The organism is Rathayibacter rhapontici (assembly GCF_001995175.1).
Lineage (GTDB): Bacteria > Actinomycetota > Actinomycetes > Actinomycetales > Microbacteriaceae > Rathayibacter.
This window is the reverse complement of sequence record NZ_MUKN01000012.1, coordinates 23631-45911: the sequence shown is the minus strand read 5'-3', so window position 1 is coordinate 45911 and position 22281 is coordinate 23631. Positions and strand designations below refer to the sequence as shown.

Sequence of the window (22281 nt, the reverse complement as noted above, 5' to 3'; positions counted from 1 at the left end):
CTCGGCGCCCGGCCGGGGCGGACGGTCAGCCGACGCCCGACCCCGAGCCGACGAGCGGATGCGTCGACGCCACGACCGCGATCAGCGCGACGGCGGCGACGCAGACGCCCAGCCCGGCTCGGGAGAGCGGTCGACGCGTGGCGAGGAGCGCGACGGCGAGGATCCCGAGCAGTCCGGACCAGACCAGCAGCGCCCAGCCGAGGATCCAGGACAGGGCGAACGCCTCGTCCGACACCGTCTCGAGCGCGTCGCCGAGGCCGAAGGACAGGGCCGCCACGGCCGCGAACGCGAGCGCCGCGACGGGCAGAGCCACCGCCTCGCGCCGTCGCACAGTCTCCATGCGGTGACCGTAGCGCGCCGACGGGCGCACGCAGAAGGGACGGAGGATGACGGGCCGGGGCCGCCCGGGTGAACGGGCGCGGGTTTTACACGTCCGAAACCCCTCAGAAACCCCCCAGCATCTGCGCACGGTTGAGTAGGAGGCGACCCGGCCGCCCCGCCGACAGCACGGCGGGCCGCAGCCATCCCCCAGCCTCACGGAGCCCGACCATGCGCCCGACCACCTCCCGCACCCGCACCGCCGTCCGCGCCCTCGCACTCGGCGGCGCCCTCGCCGCCACCCTCTCGCTCGTCGCCTGCTCCGGCGCGAGCGACGCCGACGCAGGATCGGGCGGCGACGCCGAGAGCGTCACCGTGACGGTCGGCACGCTGCGCGGGCAGCCGCACTTCTACCAGCCGTTCCTCTACGAGCAGTTCGCCGAGGAGGGCGTGCAGTTCGAGGTGATCACCCTCGACACCACTCCCGCCCTCTCCGACGCTCTCGTCGCGGGGACGATCGACTTCGCGATCTCGGGCGTGACGCCCACCATCTCCTCCGTCGCCCAGGACCGCGATCTCAAGATCGTGGCCTCCGCGGCCGACGGCGGCTCGGGCTTCCTCGGCGGCGAGGGCATCTCCTCGGTCGAGGACCTCGCGGGCAAGAAGGTCGGATACATCCAGGGCAGCGCCCAGGAGGTCGCCCTGCGCTACTACCTCGAGGAGGCGGGCCTCACCGACTCCGATCTGGAGCTGACCACGATCCCGGTGCCCGAGATGGCGTCGGCGTACACGAGCGGCTCGATCGACGCCTTCTTCGGCGTCGAGATCGGCGTCTCGATCGCGGAGGCGGCCGGCGCGACCGAGATCGCCGACCCGTACGCGACTCCGATCGGCCGCGTGAACATCGGCCTCGTCACGACCGGCGCGATGATCGAGGAGCAGCCGGAGGTCGTGCAGAAGGTCGTCGACACGCACGCCGCGACCACCGAGTACATGGCCGACAACGTCGACGAGTGGCTGCCCGAGATGATCGCCGAGTTCGGCGGCGACCAGGACGTGCTCGAATCGGCGCTCGAGAACTTCTGGCTCCGCTCCGACCTGACCGAGGAGTACCAGGGCCAGCTGGAGGCGCTCGCCGGCCAGATGCAGCAGCTCGGCTTCATCGACGAGGCGCCCGCGATCGAGGACGTCGTGGACACGACGTTCGCGCCCACCTCCTGATCGGCCTGGCGATGACCACGACCCTCGAGCCCTCGACCGCCACTGAGCGGCTCGCCACCGCGAAGCGGCGACGCCGACCCGGGCGATCCGGCTGGACGACGTTCCTGCTCGGCCTGCCCGTCCCGATCCTGTTCGTCCTGCTCTGGCAGTTCGGGCGGGCGGGCGAGTGGGAGCTGCCGTTCGGCATCCGGATGGCGTTCCTCCCCTACCCGGGAGACGTCCTGGTCTCGCTGATCGACTACGCGTTCGCCGGGCTGCGGAACGACGCGTTCAGCGGGCTGCTCTGGACCGATCTCGCGCGAGCGCCGGACGCGTGTTCGGCGGCTTCGCCCTGGCGACGGTCCTGGCGGTGCCGCTGGGCGTGCTGATGGGCCGCTACTACGTCGTGAACTCGCTGTTCGATCCGTTCATCAACCTGTTCCGCCCGGTGCCCGCGACCGCGTGGGTGCCGCTCGTGGCGCTCCTCATCGGCTACGGCGACCAGGCGTCGATCTTCCTGATCACGCTGTCGGCGTTCTTCCCGATCGTGCTGGGCACCATCAGCGGCGCCCGCCAGGTGCCGCCCCGGCTGATCGAGGCGGCGCGGATGCTGGGCACCGGCACCGCGGGCGTGCTCGCGCGGGTCGTGCTGCCCGCCTCCGCCGCCGCGATCGTCAACGGCATGCGGGTGGGACTCGGGCTCGCCTGGGTCGTGCTCGTGCTGAGCGAGACCACGGGGGTGAGCACGGGGCTGGGCTCGACGATCTTCCTCGCCCGCGACGTGGTCCGGACCGACCTGATCGTGGTCGGGATGATCTGCATCGCGATCGCCGGCTTCGCCTCGGACCGTCTGCTGCTGCTGGTGTTCCGGCTGCTGTTCGGCCGCCGGCCGCTGATCTCATGACCGCGTCTTCCCCGAAGAGGAGTGCCCGATGACCGTCGCGACCCCCGCCGTCCGCACCGCGGACGTCCACGTGCTCGACCTCGTGAAGCGCTACGAGACCGCGGGCGGCGGCGTGCTGGCCATGGCCGACGTGACGCTCGACATCCCCTCCGGCGAGTTCGTGGCGGTGGTCGGAGCGAGCGGCTGCGGCAAGTCCACGCTGCTGCGGATCCTCGCCGGGTTCGAGGAGGCGACGGAGGGCGTGGTCGAGGTCGGCGGCTCCCCGGTGTCGGCGCCCGGACCCGATCGCGGCGTCGTGTTCCAGGACTACGGCCTCTTCCCGTGGTTGAGCGTGCGCGAGAACGTGGCGTACGGACCGCGGCGCAAGAAGCTGCCGAAGGCGGCCGTGACGGAGGTGACCGACCGCTTCATCGAGGCGGTGCGGCTCACCCGCTTCGCCGACCGCTACCCGGGCGAGCTCTCCGGAGGCATGCAACAGCGCGTCGCGATCGCCCGGGTTCTCGCGAACGAGCCGTCGGTGCTGCTGATGGACGAGCCGTTCGGCGCGCTGGACGCGCTGACCCGCTCCGATCTGCAGATCGAGCTCAAGCGCATCCACCGCGAGACCCGCACGACCGTGCTCTTCGTCACGCACTCGATCGAGGAGGCGGTGTACCTCGCCGACCGCGTCGTCGTGATGACGGGCGGCGCCTCGCACGGGGTGCCGGGCCACATCAGCGAGATCGTGCCGATCGACCTGCCGGAGGAGCGCGATGTGACGGCTCCGGAGTTCAACGAGTACAAGCGCCGGATCTCGGAGCTGGTGCACGCGCCGGCGTGACCCTCAGGCTCGAGACGCGTCGGCAGCATGGTCTCGAGATACCGGCACCCGCATCCGCAGCCCGGCGGGCGCGCAGAGCGACCCCTCTCGCGTTCCGAGGCGGGTCAGAGAGTCGTCGGGTCCTGACCGGCGCGGCCAGGATCCGACGGCGGAACGCGCGGGGCGACCGGCGTCGGCCGCAGCCCCGGCGGTCGGGTGATGACGCGCCGGCCGGTCGGAGTGGTCCAGTCGGTGGTGCCGTCGGGATGGAGGACGTACGTCCAGCGATCGCCGTGGCGGACGTGGTGATGCGCGGTGCAGAGCGAGGCGAGGTTGTGCGGCCCGGTCTCACCGCCGTGGCGCCATTCGACGGTGTGATCGGCTTCGGCCGACGAGGCGGGCCGAGTGCAGCCGGGGAAGCGGCAGGTCTCGTCGCGCAGCTGCACGAAGAGCCGCATCCGCTCGGGCGGAAGTCGGTGCGTGCGCCCGACCGAGAGCACCTCGCCGGTGTCGGGCTCGGTCACCACGCGCGTGAGTGTCGAGACGAGCAGCGATCGAGCGGAGTCGGCGGGGACGGGGCCGTAGCCGTCGAGTTCGACCGGCGCGTCGTCGAGGCCGAGCGCGGTGCTCGCCGTGAGGGTGAGGCGCACGTGAGCGCGGACCCCCGGCACGTAGGCCGCCTCCCTGCTCTCGAGGTCGGTCAGGGGGATCGTTCCGATGAGGTCTCCGTCGCAGACGAGGTCGGTGAGGGCGTCGGCTCGCAGCTGCGCGAGGGTCCGCTGGTCGCCGGAGGCCCCGTCGGGATCGGCGCCGTCGCGCAGCGTCCGGGCGATGCGGTCGAGCCGGCTGTACATCCCCAGCGCGGCTGTGGCGGGCAGATGAGCGCACAGCATCGCCATGCCATCGGCCTCCGGGGCGATCCACACGGCACGGTCCTCGCGCGCTCGAGCGTGACGCTCGGTCAGTGGCTCCGGGTGGAGTTCCTCGCGCAGGCGAGCGAGCGCGCGCCGCAGCTGAGTCGGGGTGATCGCCACGGCCAGGTCGGCGGCCTGCTCGTCGAAGGCGGGGCGGGACGCGACCGGCAGAGTCGCGGCGATCGCGCAGACGATCTGGCCCGCCTCCCAGCGCATCCGGGCCGCTGCGAGTGCCGCCCGGGTGAGCGGGAGGTCCTCGATCAGGAGCGCGGCGTGATCGAGTTCCCGCGCAACCGTCCGCTCGGACACCCCGAGGGCGACGGCGAGCTCGGCCCGGACGGATCTCGCAGCGAGGTCGTCGGAGGCGGGATCGGCGGGCCCGCGGGCGAAGGACTCCGGCTGCGCCATCGCCGTCCGGTACCCCGAGTACAGCTCCTCCGCGGAGGCGAGCAGGATCGGGGACGCCGCGCGCGCCAGCTCGGCCGCCCGGTCTCCGTGGCCGCGCACCTCACCGAGCAGCGCCTCCGGCGCCCGAGTCTCTCCGTCCGATGTCATCCCCGCAGTGAACCAGTGACCGGTGATCCGAGCGTCCGGTCCCCCTGGATCGGTGGAGGAAGGTCGGGTCCAGCGGATGGGGAGGAGCAGCGCTCCCCGTCACGCGTAGGCGCGCGCCGCCTCCTCCAGGCACTCGCGGAACACCCGGACCGCCGGTGACGCGAGCCCCGCCTCGCGCTGCGCCGTGAAGATCGTGCGCCGGGGCGCTCCCGGCAGCTCGAGCAGGCGGCAGTCCGGCTCCCCGCCCGCCCACACGAGGTCCGGCATCAGCGCGACCGCGTTGCCCGAGGCGGCGAGCCGGATCTGCGCCTGCAGGTCGGCCGTCTCGAAGCGCACGTCGGGCTCGAAGCCGGCGACCCGGCACAGCTGCTCGGCGAAGTGGCGGCTCGCGGTGCCGCGCGGCTCCATCACCCAGGCCTCGTCGCGGGCGTCGGCGAGGCGCTGCACAGCGGAGTCGCGGCGCACCGCCAGACGGATCGCGTCGCTCGTGAGGTCGGCCCGCACCAGACCCGGCAGCCACGATGTCGAGTGGCCCGGGTACTGCTCGGCGACCACGAGGTCGAACTCGCGCGCCCACGTCTCGTGCAGCGCCCCCTCCGGTTCGCGCTGCACCATCTCGACCCGCACCTCGGGGAACCGCTCGGACGCGAAGCGGAGCGCGCTCGGCATCAGCGCCAGGGCGGCCGACTGGAACACCGCGACGCGCACGCGTCCGGTGACCGACTCGCCCGATGCGGCGAGCGCCGCCTCCGCCCGCTCGAGCAGCGCGAGCACCTCCCCGGCCGCCTCGACGAGGATCTCGGCCTGCGGAGTGAGCTGCACGCGCCTCCCGACCTTGCGCAGGAGCTCCACGCCGGTCTCGCGCTCGAGCACGCTCAGCTGCTGCGAGACGGCGGACGGACTGTAGGCGAGGGCCTCGGCGGCGGCCGCGAGAGTGCCGCGGACGGCGACCTCGCGCAGCAGGACCAGGCGGCGGACGTCGAGCACGGGAGGCCCCTCCGATTCATCAGCTCAGCTGACCGGTACCGGTCACGAATCATCGCTTCTGCTCAACGGTACCGCGTCGAATACTGAGGGGAGACGCCGCTCCGACCTTGCGGCGCACGAGCCGAAGGACACGATCGTGACCGACCTCGCCGCACGCCCCGCCACGAGCGGAGCGACCGCCCCGACCGCCGCCCCCTCCCCCGACTCCGTCGCCCCGGCGCTCGTCGACGCGAGTGTCGCCCTCGTGCGCCGCTGGCTCCGCGAGGCCGCGGACATCCCGACCGACGCCTCCGGAGCGCAGCTGGCCGGCGTGCTGAAGGACCCCTCCGGGCTCGACTTCACCGTCGGCTTCGTCGACGGCGTGGTCCGCCCCGAGGACACCCGGGTCGCCGGCGCGGCCCTGCGGTCGATCGCGGGCGGCGTGCCCCGCTTCCTCCCCGCCCCGATGCGCGGCGCGGTCGCCCTGGGCGGAGTGATGGCCCCGATCCTGCCCGACGTGGTCGTGCCGATCGCGCGCCGGGTGCTCCGGCGGATGGTCGGCCACCTCATCATCGACGCGACCGACGCGAAGCTCGGCCCCGCGATCGCGAAGATCCGCCGCGAGGGCGTCCGGCTCAACATGAACCTGCTCGGCGAGGCCGTGCTCGGCCGCACGGAGGCGCAGCGACGCCTCGAGGGCACCCACCGCCTCCTCGCCCGCGACGACGTCGACTACGTCTCGATCAAGGTCTCCTCCACCGTCGCTCCGCACAACCCGTGGGCCTTCGATGCCGCGGTCGACGACATCGTCGAGGAGCTCGCTCCGCTGTTCGCCCGCGCCGCCGCTGCGACTCCGGCGAAGTTCGTCAACCTCGACATGGAGGAGTACAAGGACCTCGACCTCACGATCGCGGTCTTCACCCGCCTGCTCGACCGTGCCGAGTTCCACGACCTCGAGGCCGGCATCGTGCTGCAGGCGTACCTGCCCGACGCGCTGTCGGCGATGATCCGCCTGCAGGAGTGGAGCGCCGGCCGTCGCGCCCGCGGTGGGGCCGGCATCAAGGTGCGCGTGGTCAAGGGCGCGAACCTGCCGATGGAGCAGGTGGAGGCCTCGGTGCACGGCTGGCCGCTCGCGACGTGGAGCACGAAGCAGGACTCGGACACGAACTACAAGCGCGTGCTCGACTACGCGCTGCACCCGGAGCGCATCCGCAACGTGCGGGTCGGCGTGGCCGGCCACAACCTCTTCGACGTCGCCTACTCGTGGCTGCTCGCCGGGGAGCGCGGGGTCCGCGACGGCATCGAGTACGAGATGCTGCTCGGCATGGCGCAGGGCCAGGCCGAGGCGGTGCGCCGGACCGTCGGCTCGCTCCTGCTCTACACGCCGGTCGTCGCCCCGGCCGAGTTCGACGTCGCGATCGCGTACCTGATCCGCCGGCTGGAGGAGGGCGCCTCGAGCGAGAACTTCATGTCGGCCGTGTTCGAGCTCGAGGCGCAGCCCGAGCTGTTCGCGCGGGAGGAGGCGCGGTTCCGCGCCTCCGTCACCGCTCTCGACGGTGCCGTGCCGCCCGCGCACCGCGTCGCCGACCGCTTCGCCGCCGTCGGGCGCCCGGGCTTCGGCGACTTCCGCAGCACCCCCGACACCGATCCCTCCGTCGCGGCGAACCGCGACTGGGCCGGCGCGATCCTCGCGCGGGTCCCCTCCTCCCGGCTGGGCGTCGACAGCATCGAGGCCGCGACGCTCACCGCCCTCCCCGAGCTGGAGTCGGCGCTCACCGCGACCCGCGACGCCGGCCTCGTCTGGGGCCGCGTCCCCGTCGACGAGCGCGCGCGGATCCTGCACCGCGCGGGCGAGGAGCTCGAGGCGCGCCGCGCCGACCTGCTCGAGGTGATGGCGGCCGAGGCCGGCAAGACGATCGACCAGGGCGACCCGGAGGTGTCCGAGGCGATCGACTTCGCGCACTACTACGCCGAGCGCGCCCGCGAGCTCGACTCGGTCGACGGCGCGCAGTTCCACCCGGCGCAGCTGACGCTCGTCGCGCCGCCGTGGAACTTCCCGGTCGCGATCCCGGCGGGCGGCGTGCTCGCCGCCCTCGCCGCGGGCTCGGCCGTCGTGCTCAAGCCGGCCGGCCCGACGGCGCGCTGCGGCGCGGTCGTCGCCGAGGCGCTCTGGGCCGCGGGGGTCCCCCGCGAGGCGCTGCTCCTGCTGCGGGTCCCGGAGGAGGAGCTCGGCGCGGACCTCGTCGCCTCGCCCGCCGTGGACCGCGTGATCCTCACCGGCGCCTACGAGACGGCGGAGCTGTTCCGCTCCTTCCGCCACGACCTCCCGCTGCTCGCCGAGACGAGCGGCAAGAACGCGATCATCGTCACTCCCTCGGCCGACCTCGACCTCGCGGTCAAGGACGTCGTCTCGAGCGCCTTCGGGCACGCCGGCCAGAAGTGCTCGGCCGCGTCGCTCGTCGTGCTCGTCGGCTCCGTCGCCCGCTCGAAGCGGTTCCGCGCGCAGCTGCTCGACGCCGTCGCCTCGCTGACCGTGGGCTACCCGACCGACCCGGCGACGCGGATGGGACCGGTCATCGAGCCGGCCGCGGGCAAGCTGCTGCGCGGGCTCACCGAACTCGGCGCCGGAGAGAGCTGGCTGCTGCAGCCGAAGAAGCTCGACGACTCCGGCCGCCTGTGGAGCCCGGGTGTCCGCGACGGCGTGCGCCGCGGCTCCGAGTACCACCGCACCGAGTACTTCGGACCGGTGCTGGGCATCATGACCGCGCCGACCCTCGAGGACGCGATCGCGCTCGTGAACGAGGTCGACTACGGCCTGACCTCGGGGCTGCACGCGCTCGACCCGGTCGAGATCGGCACGTGGCTCGGGAGCATCGAGGCGGGCAATCTCTACCTGAACCGCGGCATCACGGGCGCGATCGTCGAGCGCCAGCCGTTCGGCGGCTGGAAGAAGTCGGCGGTCGGCCCGGGCACGAAGGCGGGCGGGCCGGACTACCTACTGGGCCTCGGCACGTGGACGGCTCGCGCGTCGACGGCGACGGCGGAGGTGCCTGCTGCGGCTGCGGGGCTCGTCGCAGCGGCTCAGGCGGAGCTGTCGGCCGGTGAGGCGGGAGCGTCGAGCGGACGGCGCGCAACGCGGCGGCAGCCCTCGCCGAGCACGCGCCCCGCGACGTGACCGGACTCGCGGCCGAGCGCAACGTGTTCCGGCGGCTCGCGTACGGCTCCCCTGTTCTGGTGCGCCTGGCCGACGGCGAGCCGGTGGGCGCGCTCGTGCAGGTCGTCGCCGCGGCGGCGGGCGCGGAGGAGCGGTGCTCGTGTCGAGCACGACGTCGCTGCCCCCGCGGATCGCCGCCGCCACGGCCGCGGTCGCCGACGTGGTCGTGGAGGACGAGGCGGCGTGGTCGCGCCGGGTGCGTGCGCACGGAGCGGGCCGGGTCCGGCTGATCGGCGCACCGGCCTCCACGGTGACGGCGGTCACCGGCGGTCGGCCCGACCTCGCGGTCCACGCCGGTGCCGTGACGGAGTCGGGACGCCTCGAGCTCCTGCCGTTCGTCCGCGAGCAGGCCGTCTCGATCACCGCGCACCGCTTCGGCACGCCGGACCACCTGACGGACGCCCTGCTCTGACGCAGCGGGTCTCGATACGCCCCTCCGCGGCTACTCGACCAGCAAGCCGGCTCTGCTGATCGAGCAGCCCTCGCAGAGGGCGTATCGAGATCCACCCTCCCGGCGACGGCGCGCCTCGCTGCGCCGCTCAGCGCCTACTCGACCAGCGAGACCGGGCTAGAACAGGCCGCGCGGCGACTCCACCGAGGCGAGCACGCCGGGGGCCGCCACGATGGTGAGCCGTCCGACCTCCTCGGGGGTCAGCTCCGGCAGTCGCTGCGCGAGGTCGAGGAAGCGCTCGATCTCGCGCTCCTCGAGCACGTCGGCCGCGAGCGTGCGGAACTTCGAGACGTACTGCTCGCGCGAGAACGGGTGGGCGCCGAGCGGATGCGCATCCGCCACCGCGATCTCGTCGACGATCGTGGTGCCGTCGGTGAGCAGGATCTCGACGCGCGCGCCGAACGCCTTCTCGGCCGGGTCCTCGGAGTGGTAGCGGCGGGTCCACTCCGCGTCCTCCTCCGTCGTCGTGCGGTGCCAGAGCGCGATGGTGTCGGCCCGGGCCGCGCGCTCGGGGGCGTAGCTGCGCAGGTGGTGCCACGCGCCGTCCTGCAGCGCCACGGTGAAGATGTAGGGCACCGAGTGGTCGAGCGTCTCGCGCGACGCCTGCGGGTCGTACTTCTGCGGGTCGTTCGCGCCCGAGCCGATGACGAAGTGCGTGTGGTGCGAGGTGTGGATCACGATGCGCTCGACGCGCTCGGGGTCGGCCGCCTCGGGGTGGGAGTGGTGCAGGCGGCGGGCGAGGTCGATGAGCGCCTGCGCCTGGTACTCGGCTGAGTGCTCCTTCGTGTACGTGTCGAGGATCGCGCGCTTGGCCTCGCCGCGATCGGGCAGCGGCACGTCGTAGGACGCGTCGGCGCCGTCGAGCAGCCAGGCGATCACGCCGTCCTCGCCCTCGTAGATCGGCGACGGGCTGGTCTCGCCGCGCATCGCCCGGTCGACGGCCTCGATCGCCATCTTGCCCGCAAAGGCCGGCGCGTACGCCTTCCAGGTCGAGATCTCGCCCTTGCGGGACTGCCGGGTCGCGGTGGTGGTGTGCAGCGCCTGGGCGATCGCCTGCTCGACCGTCGCCACGTCGAGCCCGAGCATCGTGCCCAGGCCGGCGGCGGCCGACGGGCCGAGGTGGGCCACGTGGTCGATCTTGTGCCGGTGCAGGCTGATCGCCTTGACCAGGTCGACCTGGACCTCGTAGGCCGTGACGATGCCGCGCAGCAGCTGCGCGCCTCCGATGCCCGCGTGCTGGGCGACGGCGACCAAGGGCGGGATGTTGTCGCCCGGATGCGAGTACTCGGCCGCGAGGAAGGTGTCGTGGTAGTCGAGCTCGCGCACGGCGACGCCGTTCGCCCACGCCGCCCACTCGGGTGAGACGCGACGGGAGAGGTCGGTGCCGACGACGACGGCGCCCTCTCCCCCGATCGACGCGGGGTGCGCGAGCGCCTGCGAGCGGGCGGCGACGACGGGGCGGCGCAGCAGCGAGGCGGTGGCGACGGCCGCGTTGTCGATGACCCGGTTGACGACCATCTCGGCGACCTCGTCGTCGACGGCGACCGGGTCGACGGCGATCTCGGCGAGCGCGTGGGCGAGCTGGCCTGCGCGCTCGAGGTTCTCGTCGCTGCGGTGGACGCGGACGTGGTGATCGTGCACGGGGGCTCCTTCGGCTCGTCCTCCCAGGCTAGGACCTGGTCTCGCGTGCTCGCGACGGCGATCTCCTCGCCGCCGGGCCTCAGCGGGCCGCGATCCCCGCTCCGGCGCCGGGTCCTGGAGGATGGCGGCATGCCTCGCACGCGCGTCGCCGCCTTCGACTGCGGCACCAACTCCCTCCGCCTCCTGATCGCCGACGTCGACGGCGACCGCCTGACCGACGTGGTCCGCCGCACCGAGCTCGTCCGTCTCGGCCACGGCGTCGACCGCACCGGCCGCTTCGACCCCGCAGCGCTCGAGCGCACGCTGGCCGTCACGCGCGAGTACGCCGATCTGGTCCGCGATGCCGGAGCGACGCGGCTGCGCTTCGCCGCGACCTCCGCCACCCGGGACGCGAGCGATCGTGGGGAGTTCCTCGACGCGGTGGAGCGGATCATCGGGGTGCGCCCCGAGACGATCAGCGGCGAGGAGGAGGCCGCGCTCTCGTTCCGCGGCGCCACCGGGGTGGTCGACACGGACCGGCCGGTGCTGGTCGTCGACCTCGGCGGCGGATCGACGGAGCTGGTGCTCGGCGACGCGGCGCCCGAGCAGGCGCACTCGATGGACGTCGGCAGCGTCCGCCTGACCGAGCGCCACCGCCGGGCCGCGGCGCCGACCGACGAGGAGCGGGAGGCGATGCGCGCCGATGTCCGCGCGGCGCTGGCCGCCTCCTCCGTCGACCTCTCGCGCGCCCGCAGCGTGGTCGGCGTCGCCGCGACGGTGCTGACCGTCACCGCGCACGCGCTCGGACTCCGCGCCTACGACCGCGGGGCGCTCGAAGCGGAGCTCCCCCTCGCCACCGTGCTCGCCGCCTGCGACGACCTCGCCCGCCTCTCCCCGGCCGACGCCGCGGCGCTGCCCTACCTGCGCCCGGGCCGCGAGGACGTCATCGCCGCCGGCGCGCTGATCTGGGGCGAGGTCCTGCGGGCCGCGAGCAGCGCCTCCCCCGGACTCGACTCCGTCACGTCGACCGCGCACGACCTCCTCGACGGCATGGCGCTCGGCCTCGGCGGGGGCGCCGACCGGGCGGAGTAGCGTGGACGGTCCCGCCCCGCCCACCGTGAGGAACCCCGCCATGACAGCTCCCGTCGTCGTCCACGTCGTCTTCACCCCCGCCGAGGGCGCCCGCGAGCGCATGGTCGACGCCCTGCGCGCAGGCATCGCCGAGGTGCACGGCGAGCCGGGCTGCGAGCTCTACTCGATCCACGACGCGCCCGACGGCACCGTCGTGATGATCGAGAAGTGGACCAGCGCGGCCGAGCTCGACGCCCACGGCGCGGGCGAGCCCGTCGCCCGCCTCAACGCCTCGCTCGAGGGGCTGCTGCAGGAGCCGCCGCGCATCGTGCGCCTCGCCCCGATCCCCGCCGGCACGCCGGAGCAGGGCGCGCTCTGACCGTCGCCGCCGGCGGCCCTCGCCGTTCGGTCGTCGCCGTCAGCGGCCCTCGCTGTTCGGTCCTCGCCGCCGGCGGCTCTCGCCGTCAGCGGGTCAGCTCGCTCCCCGAGTCGCGCGTCAGGCGCGCCGCCGCGACGAGCGGCACCAGCGTCAGCACCGCGATCACCAGGAACGCGAACCGGTAGGGCACGAGGCCCGGACCCAGCGCGGTCCCGACCGCGAGGGCGACGCCGCCCACCGCGACTCCGAAGCCCGCCGCGACCTGCTGCGTGGTCGCGCTCAGCGTGTTCGCGCCCGACATCCCCTCGGCGGGCACCTCGGCGAAGGTGACGGTGTTGTAGGCGGTGAAGCCGGCCGAGCGGGCGACGCCGCTGAGCACGAGCAGGGCGACGACCGCGGCGATCGGCACCTCCGGGGTGAGGAACGCCATCGCCGCCATGCACGCGACTCCGATCGCGTTCGAGACGACCAGCACTGTCCGGAACCCCAGGGTCCGCAGCAGCCACGTGGTGGCGGGCTTGATCGCGAGGTTGCCGACGAACAGGGCGAGCACGACCGAGCCGGCCTGCACCGGGCTCCAGCCGAACGCGTCCTGGAACAGCAGCGGCAGGAGGAACGGGACGGCGTTGATCGTCGCCCGGTAGAGCGATCCGCTCGCGTTCGCCACCCGGAACGTCGCGAAGCGGAAGGCGTCGAGGCGGACGAGCGGATGCGGCGCACGGCGCAGATGCCGGACGGCAACCGCGGTCACGGCTGCGCCCGCGACGGCGAGCGTCAGCGCGCGCGGGTCCGAGACGGAGGCGGCGACCAGCCCTGAGGCGCCGACGAGCGCGCCGAGGCCGACGACGACGAGCACCAGGCCGACGACGTCCAGGGGCGGCGGCGCCTCCTCCCGCCCACCGGGCACGATGCGCAGCGCCAGGACGAACGCGACCGCTCCGAGCGGCAGGTTGATCAAGAAGATCCAGTGCCAGGACGCGTAGGTGGTCAGCAGTCCGCCGACGAACGGAGCGACGATCGGCGCCACGAGGCCCGGCCAGACCAGGATCGCGATGGCCTCGATGATGCGCTCGCGCGGCGTGACCCGCAGCACTGCGAGGCGGCCGACCGGCACCATCAGCGCTCCGCCCACACCCTGGAGGACCCGCGCGGCGATCAGCACGGGCAGCGTCGGGCTGAGCGCGCAGAGCAGGGACGCGATCGTGAAGACGGCGATCGCCAGGGTGAACACGCGGCGCACGCCGAAGCGCTCGCTGAGCCAGCCCGAGGCCGGGATCAGGACCGCGACGGTGAGCAGGAACGCGGTCACGGTGATCGCGATCGCGGCGGAGTCGACCCCGAGGTCGGCCGCGATCGCGGGCGCCGCGGTCGTCACGATCGTCGCATCGAGGTTCTCCATGAAGAAGCAGCCGGCGACGAGGAGCGCGAGAGCGCGGTTTCGGCGGGGATCCAGGGGGTGCCTCCTCGAGGGGTGGACGGGCGGTGAGTGACTCAGCGGGACGAGCGGGCGGGAGCGGCGTCCGCGACTCCGGTACCGTCGAGCGCATGAGCGACGCTGCAGAGACCAGGACCGTCCAACTCCGACGCTACGAGCTGGTGGACGGGGTGATCGACGACTTCCTCGCCTGGTTCCGGGCGAGGATCGTGCCGGCGCGCGAGGCGCTGGGCTTCCGGATCGAGTTCGCCTACGCCGACCGCGAGGTGAACGAGTTCGTCTGGGCGGTCAGCACGCCCGGAGACGCGGAGTCGTTCCTCGCGATCGAGAAGACCTACCTGGCCTCGCCCGAGCGCGCGGCGGCCTTCGAGGGCGAGCCGAAGCGGGTCGCCGTGCACCACGTGCGGCTCGTCGAGCGCATCGTCTGACCCGGGCGCGCCCCGCGATCAGGCGCGGGCGCGCCGGGTCGCCGCCGCCGCGGCGCGCAGCGCCAGCGACCCGACGGCCACCGAGGCGAGGGTGCCGAGGGTCCGCGACACCAGGTGCTTCGGGGTGTCGACGCCCTCGCGGTCGCGCGGCGAGGGCAGGGCCCGGGGCTCGAGGACCCGTCCGCCCGCGCCCGCCTCGGCCATGTGCGCGAGGCGCTGCAGCGCCTCGATGTTGCGCACCCAGAGGAACGAGTGCAGCAGCGGCTTCGGGATGAGCGTGCCGGGGCCCTTCACGGCGGTCTCGTGCATGCGCACGCGGCAGCCGTCCTTGTGCGGCTCCACCTCGATCCGCACCCGCGCCTCGCCCATCGGCCAGCCGGCCGCCTGGATGATGAAGCGGTGCGGCGGGTCCCATTCGAGGACGGTGGTGCGGTCGTCGATGACGAGCGGCCAGAGCCCGAACGAGTGGTGCAGCTGCGACCCGATGTGCGGGAAGTCCTCGTCCACCTTGCGCATCCGCGAGGCGCCGACCACCCAGGACGGGAAGAGCCATCCGGAGGAGAGGGCGGCGAAGACGGACTCGGGCGGGCAGTGGAAGACGCGGGTGTTGCGGGACATCGCGGGCTCCTTCGGAAGGCGGTCGGTGCGCGGGAGCGGGGTCGCCCCTCCCCTCAGGGTGCCAGATCGGGCGCGCGGGTGACCCCGAACTCGTGGCGCAGGGCGCTGCGGGCCGCGTGCCAGCCCGCCATGCCGTGCACTCCCGGGCCGGGCGGCGTCGACGACGAGCAGAGGTACAGGCCCTTCGCGGGCGTCCGCCACGGGTCGGGCGAGGGCACCGGTCGCGAGAGCAGCTGGACGACGCTGGCCGCTCCGGCCGCGATGTCGCCGCCGAGGTAGTTGGGGTTGTACTGCTCCATGTCGCGCGCGGTCATGGACGAGACCCCGATGACGCGGTCGCGGAAGCCCGGAGCGAAGCGCTCGATCTGCGCGGTGATCGCCTCCTGCTGATGCAGGGGCGAGTAGCGCGGCACGTGCGTGTACGCCCACAGCACGTGCTTGCCCTCGGGCGCTCGGCCGGGATCCGCGAGCGAGGGCTGGGCGACGAGCACGTAGGGGTTCCCACTGTGCCGCCCCCGGGCGACGTCGCGCTCGGCTCCGGCGATCTCGGCCCGGGTGCCGCCGACGTGCAGGGTGCCGGCCCGGCGGAGCTCGGGGTGGGTCCAGGGCACTGGTCCGTCGAGCGCGAAGTCGACCTTGGCGACGCCGTTGCCGTAGCGGAACGCGCGGAGGGCCTTCGAGTAGGCGCGCGGCAGCCGGTCGCCGGCGAGCGCGAGCAGCGCCTTCGGAGTGAGGTCGAAGAGCACGGCCCGGGCGCGGGGCAGCTGCGCGAGGGAGGTGACCTCGACCCCCGTCTCGATGGTGCCGCCGTGGGCGCGCAGGTCGTCGGCGAGGGCGTCGACGATCGACTGGCTGCCGCCGATCGGCACCGGCCAGCCGCGGGCGTGCGCGTAGGTCCCGAGAGCGAGAGCGGCGGCGGCCGTCGACGGGCTCGGCATCGGGCGGATCGAGTGCGCCGCGACCCCGGTGAGCATCGCGGGGGCGACGTCCTCGCGGAATCGCAGGTTCCAGAACGGCGAGCCCTGCTCGAGCACCCGGAGCCCGAAGCGCACGAGCACGCTCGGATCGGTCGGCACGCGCAGCAGCGGGTCGTTCGTGAAGCCCGAGACGCGGTCGGCCCGCTCGGACAGCGGACCCATCAGCGCGCGCCAGGCGGCCCCGTCGCGCCCGAGCGCCTCGGCCGTGCGGTCGAGGTCGCGGTAGGCGATGCCGGCCCGGCCGCCGTCGAGCGGATGCGCGTACGAGATGTCGGGGACCCGCAGGTCGATCCGCTCGTCGAGCCGGAAGCGCCGGAAGAACTCCGAGGCGAGCGCCATCGGATGCACGGCCGAGCAGACGTCGTGGTGGAAGCCCGGCAGCGTGAGCTCGGCCGTCCGCGCGCCGCCGCCGATCCGCTCGTTGCGCTCGAGCACCGTGACCGAGAGCCCCGCCCGCGCGAGGACGACCGCCGCGGCGAGCCCGTTGGGCCCCGCCCCGACGACGACGGCATCGACGTCGGCCACGGTCACTTCCTCCGCAGGGCCGCGACGACGCCGATGACACCGGCCGCCGCGGCGACCGCTGCCCCGGCGTAGCTCGCGGCGCGGTGCCGGATCATCCAGATCTGCGGGGTCATCGTGTGGGCCTTGTCGCTGAACAGACCGCGGGCGCCGTGATCGCCGGGCACGGGCTCGTAGACGTTGTTCGGGAGCATCGGCTCCTTCTTGTCGGGCGCCTGCTGGCCGTCGAAGGCGCTGCGCGCGAGGTACCAGTCCATGAACGCGCCGGCGAAGCGGTCGCCCAGGATCGTTCCCGCCGTCGGCTCCCCCACCCAGGTGCGGCGGCGCGGCTTGTCGGCCACGTCGGCGATCGCGATGGCGCCGACCTCGGGCTCGTAGATCGGCGGGACGGGCTGCGGGTGGTGCGGCAGCTGCGACTTCACCCAGTTGAACTGGATGGTGTTCAGCGCCGGCATGTCGACCTCGGAGAGCCGGATGCGGCTCTTGGAGTGCAGGAGCTCGGCGGTGACCGCCTCGGTGAATCCGCGCGCTCCGAACTTCGAGGCGCAGTACGCCGCCTGGAGCGGGATGCCGCGGTGCGCGAGCGCCGATCCCACCTGGATCACGTGACCGCGGCCGCGGGGGGTCATCCGGGACAGCGCCGCCCGGGTGCCGTTGACGAAGCCGAAGAAGTTGACCGCCACCGCGCGCTCGAAGTCGGCCGGATCGGTCGAGAGGAACTCGCCGAACACCCCGACCATCGCATCGTTGACCCACAGCTCGATCGGACCGAGCTCGGCCTCCACCCGGTCGGCCGCGGCCTCGACGGCCTCGCGGTCGGCGACGTCGGTCGGCACCGCCAGCCCGCGTCGGCCCGCCTGCTCGATCTCGGCGACCGTGGCCGCGAGCCCGTCCGCTCCGCGCGCGAGCACGGCGACGTCCCATCCGCGCTTCGCGAGCTCGCGCACCGTGGCGCGGCCGAGTCCGGCGGTGCCTCCGGTGACGACGGCGACTCCGCGGCTCATGCGCGGGCTCGCGCTCGGCGGCGGCGGGGAGGGGGATCTGCGTCATGGTTCGAGCTCCTTCGTGAGGGCGCGGTCTGCGTGTCCTTCGTGCTCCACGGTAGGCGGGTCGCGCGGCGATGCGCGGGCTTGCGCGCGGGCCGGGGATCGTCCGGAGGATCGCGGGCTGGGGAGGGAGGCCGCCTTCCCGGTCGTCCAGAAGACCTCCAGCGCACGTCCAGAGCGCGGGTCGAGACTGGCGCCCGCCGCCCCCTCCCGACGGCAGGACGACCGGATCGACGCATGAACGCACTCCTCGGGCTGAGCCTCTCCTCCGGCCCCCTCGTCGTGGCCGTCTACGCGGTCGCGGCCCTCGCCTTCGCAGGCCTCGTTGTCGCCCACACCCGCTCGCGACCGGAGGGACGCGTCCGGCGCGCGGTTCTCGTCGCGGCCGTGCTCCTGATCGGCGTCGTGGGCGGAGCCGCGCTGGCCGCCCTGCTCGACGGTGCGGACGGTCCCCTCGGCGTCGACCTGACGCCCGTCACGCGGCTCTGGGCGGGGCTCGCGCTCGGTGGCCTCGGCGTCGCCGTCGTCGTCCTGGTGCGCGCCCTCGCGCACCGGCGCGTCCGACGCGCGCTCGCCTCCGTCGTCGTCGCCGTGCTCGTGGTGGTCACCGCAGCGATGACCGTCAACCTCGACTTCGGCCAGTACCCGACTCTGCGCAGCGCCCTCGGACTCAGCGCCTACCCCGCGGTCGGGGCGCTCCCCACCGTGCCCGGCGGCAGCCGCACGCCGTTCTCCGACTGGACGGCGCCCGCCGGGATGCCGACCGCCGGCACGGTGCGGTCGATCCCGATCCCGGCCACCGTCTCGGGCTTCCCCGCCCGCGACGCCGTGGTCTACCTCCCCCCGGCCGCCCTCACCGCGGACCCGCCCCTGCTGCCCGTGATGGTGATGCTGTCGGGTCAGCCGGGCTCCCCCTCCGACCCCCTCTCCACCGAGAAGCTGCAGCAGACGCTCGACGCCTACGCGGCGGACCACGCCGGGCTGGCGCCGATCGTCGTCTCCCCCGACCAGCTCAGCGACCCGTCCGCGAACCCGATGTGCGTCGACTCGCCGTTGGGGAACTCCGCGACGTACCTGACGGTCGACGTCCCGGCCTGGATCCGGGCGCATCTGCCCGTCCTGCCGGATCCGGCCGACTGGGCGATCGGCGGGCTGTCGCAGGGCGGCACCTGCGCGATCCAGCTCGGCGCCGCGCATCCAGAGCTCTTCGGCGGTGTCATCGACGCGTCGGGCGAGCTCGCGCCGAGCCTGGGCGACGAGGCGACGACGATCCGCGAGGGCTTCGGAGGCAGCGCGAGCGCCTACGAGGCGGCGGAGCCTGCGAGCATCCTCGCCGCGCACGCCCCCTACTCCGACACGGTCGCGGTGTTCGGAGTGGGCGCCGACGACACGGCGTTCCGCGCCGGGGTGCAGACGCTGCACGCCGACGCCGCAGCGGCCGGCATGCGGACCACCTACCTCGAGGTGCCCGGCAGCGCGCACGACGCGACCGCCTGGTCGGCCGTCTTCGACGAGGGACTGCGGGTCCTCGCGGCGCGCTGGGACCTCGTGCCGGCGTCCTGATCCCCGGCGATCAGCTCCGGGCGGCGGCCTCGGTGGCCGCGACCGCCGCGGCGACCCCGCCGCTCCACGGAGCCCCGTGCCCGGGCAGGACCCACGCCGCCCCGGTCGGCAGGAGGAGGCGCAGCGACGCGAGCGCCTGCTCCGGATCGTCGGTGAACGGGGCGGGCTGCGGGCCCGAGCTGCCGGTGAGCACGTGGCGCGTCGTCAGGCCGTCGCCCACGAAGACGGCGTCGACCGCCGGCACGTGCACGGCGACGCTGCCGGCGGAGTGGCCGGGCAGGCCGATGATGCGCGGCGACCCGGGCAGGTCGAGCACGTCGCCGTCGGCTACCTCGACCACCTCGGTCAGCGGAGGGATGCGGAGTCCGCCCTTGCGCGCGAAGTAGGCGAGGAATACCGCCATGGCGCCGAGCCGCATCGACTGCTTGCCGTTCGCGGGCTTCTTCCCGCCCTTCGCCCGCTCGGCATCGGCGGCGTGCACGAAGACGGGCACGCCGTGCTCGCGGCGCAGGCGCTCGGCGAAGCCGATGTGGTCGGAGTCGCCGTGGGTGAGGACGACGCCCTTCACGTCCTCGATCGGACGGCCGAGCTCGGCGAGCGCGGCGAGCAGATCGGACCAGTGGCCGGGCAGCCCGGCATCGATCAGAGTGACGCCCTCGGGGGTCGCGACCAGGTAAGAGGCGACGACGTCGGAGCCGAGGCGGTGGAGCGAGGGGGTGAGTTCCATGATGGCTACGCTACTTAGCCATCATGGCTACTGTCAATAGCTATGCTGGAGGCATGCCCACTCCGGACCGCACCACCCACGAGGCGATCGTCGCCGCCGCCGCCGCACTGCTCGAGGAGGAGGGGCTCGCCGGCGTCACCATGCACGCCGTCGCCCAGCGCGTGGGTGTGCGCGCCCCCTCCCTCTACAAGCGCGTCGAGAGCCGCGAGGCGCTGATCCGCTCCGTGGCCGAGGCGACGCTGCGCGACTACGCCCAGCGGCTCGGCGCCCAGGACGACCCCGCGCGCATCGCGGCCGAGCTCCGCGCCTTCGGCCGCGAACGGCCCGCCGCGTTCCAGCTCGTGATGACCCCGGCGGCCGGTACGCCGGTGGCGGCGCAGGAGTACCGGGTCGCGGCGAGCGCCTCCCTCCTCCGGGCGGCCGAGGACCTCGCCGGGGCCGAGCACGCGCTCGAGGCCGCACGGACCCTCACCGCGTGGGCGACGGGCTTCATCAGCATGGAGATCAACGGGGCCTTCACCCTCGGCGGCGACGTGGACGACGCCTGGGAGTTCGGCCTCGAGAACCTCCTCGCCGCCCTCGGGCGCGGCAGAACCTGAGCCGAACCCGTCAGCCCGACGTCACGGACGCCGCGTCGACCAGAGCGCCCACGCCACCAGCAGCGGCTGGAAGAGCAGACGCACCGCGCGCTTGCGGTCGGTGTCGAGCCCGAACGCACTGGTCTTCGTGAGGTACTGCGACACGTTGCCCGGGAAGATCGCGGTGAAGAACGCGGCGGCGGCGTTGCCGACGAGGGGCGCCGTGCGGCGCGAGACGACCAGCGCCGCTCCCAGGCCGATCTCGACGACGCCCGACGCCAGCACGACCGTGTCCTTCTCCAGCGGCACCCACTCCGGCACCTGGGCCTGGAACTCCTCGCGCGCGCGGGTGAGGTGGCTCACCCCGGCGAAGACGAGGGCGGAGCCGAGCAGCAGCTTGGCCCCGGTGCGGGCGACGGACAGGGCGGAGACGCGGGACATCCCCCCATCGTGCCGCGCCGGGGCGGCGGGAGGCGCCTCCGGCTGCAGGATCACGTCCGGCTCGCAGGAACCGCCGCCCTCGTCCCCAGCACCAGGACGCCGTCGACGCGTCGCGGGATGTCCGACTCGCCGTCGCGCAGCTCCACCGGCAGCTCGCTGGTCGGGGCGTTCTGCCAGGCGACCGGCCGGAGGAAGCGGCGCACCGAGGTCGCTCCGACGGACGTGTGCGTGGAGTCGGTCGAGGGCCAGGGACCCCCGTGGTTCTGCGCCCAGGCCACGGCGACCCCGGTCGGGAAGCCGTTGTAGAGGATCCGGCCGGCACTCGCCGAGAGCGCGGCGCGCGCGAGCGGGACGCCGTCGTCGCCGTCCGCGACGAACAGCGACGCCGTCAGCGTTCCGGGCAGGGTGCGCGCGATCGCCGCGGCGTGCGCGTCGTCGCGGTAGCGCGAGACGACGGCCACCGGACCGAAGCACTCCTCGCGCAGCAGGGGCGGGAGGTCGCCGCCCGGGACCTCGAGCAGGGCGGGGCCGGTCGACCCCTCCGGCGCGGGGGTCCGCAGGAGCAGCTCCGCGCCGCGCTCGGACGCTCGCTCGCGAACGCCCTCCGCGTACGACGCCGCCATCCCCGGTGTCAGCGCGGAGTGCGGCTCGACGGCGGCGAGCGAGTCCCGGAGCCGGTCGACGAGCGCATCGCCCGCCGGACCGGCCGGGACCAGCACGACCCCGGGCTTCGTGCAGAACTGGCCCCCGCCGAGGGCGACGGAGGCGGCGAGCCCCTCCCCGATCGATTCCGCCCGGGCCTGCGCCGCCGCGGGCGTCACGAGCATCGGATTCACGCTGCCGAGCTCTCCGTAGAACGGGATCGGAGCCGGTCGCGCCGCGGCGAGATCGGCGAGCGCGCGACCACCGGCGAGAGAGCCCGTGAAGCTCGCGGCGCGGATCTCCGGCGCCCGGACGAGGTCGAGACCCGCCTCGAATCCGTGGACGAGTCCGACGGCGTCCCCCGCCGTCGCCGTGAGGACCGAGTGCACGAGCTCGCTCGTGCGGCGGTGAGCGGGATGCGCCTTCACGACAACGGCGCAGCCCGCTGCGAGCGCCGCGGCGGTGTCCCCGCCGGCGACCGAGAAGGCGAGCGGGAAGTTGCTGGCCGCGTACACCGCCACCGGGCCGAGAGGGACGAGCATCCTCCGCAGGTCGGGTCGGGGACCCATAGGGGTGTCGCCCTCGTGGTCGATGATCGCCTCGAGGTGCGCTCCGTCCCGCACGACGTCCGCGAAGAAGCGGAGCTGGTAGACGGTACGGGTCAGCTCGCCGTTCAGACGGCCCTCCCCCAGGGCGGTCTCCTCATTGGCGGTCCGCACGATGTCGGGGCGCCGCTCCTCGAGGCCGTCGGCGATCCGCTCCAGCAGCCGCGCCCGGTCCGCTCGCGGCATCCGCGCGAGCCGCTCGCTCGCCGCGACGGCCGTGGCGACCGCCCGGGCGACCGCTGCGCTGTCGTCGTCGCCGGGCCGCAGTCGCGTGCGGTCGTCGATCGTGGTCGGTGCAGTGCTCATGG

20 protein-coding genes and 1 pseudogene are annotated in these 22281 nt (G+C 74.0%); 10 read left to right on the top strand and 11 right to left on the bottom strand.

The genetic code is table 11. The features are described 5' to 3' along the window. Nucleotides 1–25: 25 nt before the first annotated feature. Nucleotides 26–340, bottom strand: a complete 315-nt coding sequence (locus B0T42_RS05725; protein ID WP_139344429.1) for a hypothetical protein — start codon at nt 338–340, stop codon at nt 26–28. Nucleotides 341–549: 209 nt separating this feature from the next. Here B0T42_RS05725 and B0T42_RS05720 point away from each other — a divergent pair, with 209 nt between their 5' ends. The 4 genes from B0T42_RS05720 to B0T42_RS05705 are packed head-to-tail and all read left to right on the top strand — an operon-like array spanning nt 550 to nt 3242. Next, nucleotides 550–1539 (top strand): ABC transporter substrate-binding protein, encoded by a 990-nt coding sequence (locus B0T42_RS05720; protein WP_077222299.1) that lies wholly within the window; start codon nt 550–552, stop codon nt 1537–1539. Nucleotides 1540–1550: 11 nt separating this feature from the next. Further along, complete coding sequence (locus tag B0T42_RS05715) at nt 1551–1907, top strand: hypothetical protein (protein ID WP_077222298.1); 357 nt, start codon at nt 1551–1553, stop codon at nt 1905–1907. Beyond that, nucleotides 1853–2422 carry an ABC transporter permease gene (locus tag B0T42_RS05710; RefSeq protein WP_077222297.1) on the top strand — a complete coding sequence of 190 codons (570 nt, stop codon included), beginning with the start codon at nt 1853–1855 and terminating at the stop codon, nt 2420–2422. Before B0T42_RS05715 ends, B0T42_RS05710 begins: the two co-directional genes overlap by 55 nt. Nucleotides 2423–2450: 28 nt before the next feature. Further along, nucleotides 2451–3242: an ABC transporter ATP-binding protein gene (locus B0T42_RS05705; RefSeq protein WP_077222296.1), complete on the top strand. Its 792-nt coding sequence runs from the start codon at nt 2451–2453 to the stop codon at nt 3240–3242. 104 nt (nt 3243–3346) lie between these two features. Here the strand turns inward: B0T42_RS05705 and B0T42_RS05700 are convergent, their stop codons facing one another. Together B0T42_RS05700 and B0T42_RS05695 are read right to left on the bottom strand one after the other, a co-directional pair. Next, complete coding sequence (locus B0T42_RS05700; RefSeq protein WP_077222295.1) at nt 3347–4690, bottom strand: HNH endonuclease signature motif containing protein; 1344 nt, start codon at nt 4688–4690, stop codon at nt 3347–3349. A 99-nt stretch (nt 4691–4789) separates the two neighbouring features. After that, a complete protein-coding gene (locus B0T42_RS05695) occupies nt 4790–5677 on the bottom strand; it encodes a LysR substrate-binding domain-containing protein (protein WP_077222294.1) in 888 nt (295 codons plus the stop codon). A 136-nt stretch (nt 5678–5813) separates the two neighbouring features. On the opposite strand from B0T42_RS05695, the pseudogene B0T42_RS05690 reads away from it, so the two are divergent. After that, a pseudogene (locus B0T42_RS05690) lies at nt 5814–9282 on the top strand (bifunctional proline dehydrogenase/L-glutamate gamma-semialdehyde dehydrogenase). Nucleotides 9283–9438: 156 nt separating this feature from the next. On the opposite strand, the gene B0T42_RS20615 reads toward B0T42_RS05690, so the two are convergent. Beyond that, entirely contained in the window at nt 9439–10962 is a 1524-nt protein-coding gene (locus tag B0T42_RS20615) for an MmgE/PrpD family protein (protein ID WP_077222293.1), read from the bottom strand. A 129-nt stretch (nt 10963–11091) separates the two neighbouring features. Here B0T42_RS20615 and B0T42_RS20610 point away from each other — a divergent pair, with 129 nt between their 5' ends. Both B0T42_RS20610 and B0T42_RS05675 read left to right on the top strand, forming a co-directional pair. Continuing rightward, the gene (locus tag B0T42_RS20610; RefSeq protein ID WP_077222329.1) at nt 11092–12033 is read left to right on the top strand and encodes a Ppx/GppA phosphatase family protein; all 942 of its coding nucleotides are present in this window, start codon (nt 11092–11094) and stop codon (nt 12031–12033) included. Nucleotides 12034–12073: 40 nt separating this feature from the next. Continuing rightward, complete coding sequence (locus tag B0T42_RS05675; protein ID WP_055786085.1) at nt 12074–12391, top strand: putative quinol monooxygenase; 318 nt, start codon at nt 12074–12076, stop codon at nt 12389–12391. Between the two features lie 85 nt (nt 12392–12476). Here the strand turns inward: B0T42_RS05675 and B0T42_RS05670 are convergent, their stop codons facing one another. Beyond that, nucleotides 12477–13844, bottom strand: a complete 1368-nt coding sequence (locus tag B0T42_RS05670) for a DHA2 family efflux MFS transporter permease subunit (protein ID WP_269087502.1) — start codon at nt 13842–13844, stop codon at nt 12477–12479. Nucleotides 13845–13936: 92 nt separating this feature from the next. On the opposite strand from B0T42_RS05670, the gene B0T42_RS05665 reads away from it, so the two are divergent. Continuing rightward, on the top strand, nt 13937–14254 hold the full coding sequence (locus B0T42_RS05665) for a hypothetical protein (RefSeq protein WP_077222291.1): 318 nt from the start codon (nt 13937–13939) through the stop codon (nt 14252–14254). Between the two features lie 18 nt (nt 14255–14272). Here B0T42_RS05665 and B0T42_RS05660 read toward each other — a convergent pair whose 3' ends face one another. The 3 genes from B0T42_RS05660 to B0T42_RS05650 are packed head-to-tail and all read right to left on the bottom strand — an operon-like array spanning nt 14273 to nt 17375. After that, nucleotides 14273–14872 (bottom strand): SRPBCC family protein, encoded by a 600-nt coding sequence (locus B0T42_RS05660; RefSeq protein WP_077222290.1) that lies wholly within the window; start codon nt 14870–14872, stop codon nt 14273–14275. 53 nt (nt 14873–14925) lie between these two features. Further along, nucleotides 14926–16374 carry a phytoene desaturase family protein gene (locus B0T42_RS05655; protein WP_077222289.1) on the bottom strand — a complete coding sequence of 483 codons (1449 nt, stop codon included), beginning with the start codon at nt 16372–16374 and terminating at the stop codon, nt 14926–14928. 2 nt (nt 16375–16376) lie between these two features. Beyond that, nucleotides 16377–17375 carry an SDR family oxidoreductase gene (locus B0T42_RS05650; RefSeq protein WP_077222288.1) on the bottom strand — a complete coding sequence of 333 codons (999 nt, stop codon included), beginning with the start codon at nt 17373–17375 and terminating at the stop codon, nt 16377–16379. Between the two features lie 279 nt (nt 17376–17654). On the opposite strand from B0T42_RS05650, the gene B0T42_RS05645 reads away from it, so the two are divergent. Continuing rightward, nucleotides 17655–18980, top strand: coding sequence for an alpha/beta hydrolase (locus B0T42_RS05645; RefSeq protein WP_077222287.1), 1326 nt, complete (start codon nt 17655–17657; stop codon nt 18978–18980). Nucleotides 18981–18990: 10 nt separating this feature from the next. Here the strand turns inward: B0T42_RS05645 and B0T42_RS05640 are convergent, their stop codons facing one another. Continuing rightward, nucleotides 18991–19707, bottom strand: a complete 717-nt coding sequence (locus tag B0T42_RS05640; protein ID WP_077222286.1) for an MBL fold metallo-hydrolase — start codon at nt 19705–19707, stop codon at nt 18991–18993. Nucleotides 19708–19760: 53 nt separating this feature from the next. Between B0T42_RS05640 and B0T42_RS05635 the strand changes: the two genes are divergently transcribed. Further along, complete coding sequence (locus tag B0T42_RS05635) at nt 19761–20306, top strand: TetR/AcrR family transcriptional regulator (protein WP_077222285.1); 546 nt, start codon at nt 19761–19763, stop codon at nt 20304–20306. 21 nt (nt 20307–20327) lie between these two features. On the opposite strand, the gene B0T42_RS05630 is transcribed toward B0T42_RS05635, so the two are convergent. Both B0T42_RS05630 and B0T42_RS05625 read right to left on the bottom strand, forming a co-directional pair. Continuing rightward, nucleotides 20328–20726: a DoxX family protein gene (locus tag B0T42_RS05630; protein WP_094742686.1), complete on the bottom strand. Its 399-nt coding sequence runs from the start codon at nt 20724–20726 to the stop codon at nt 20328–20330. Nucleotides 20727–20776: 50 nt separating this feature from the next. Next, a complete protein-coding gene (locus B0T42_RS05625; protein WP_077222284.1) occupies nt 20777–22279 on the bottom strand; it encodes an aldehyde dehydrogenase family protein in 1503 nt (500 codons plus the stop codon). Nucleotides 22280–22281: the final 2 nt, after the last annotated feature.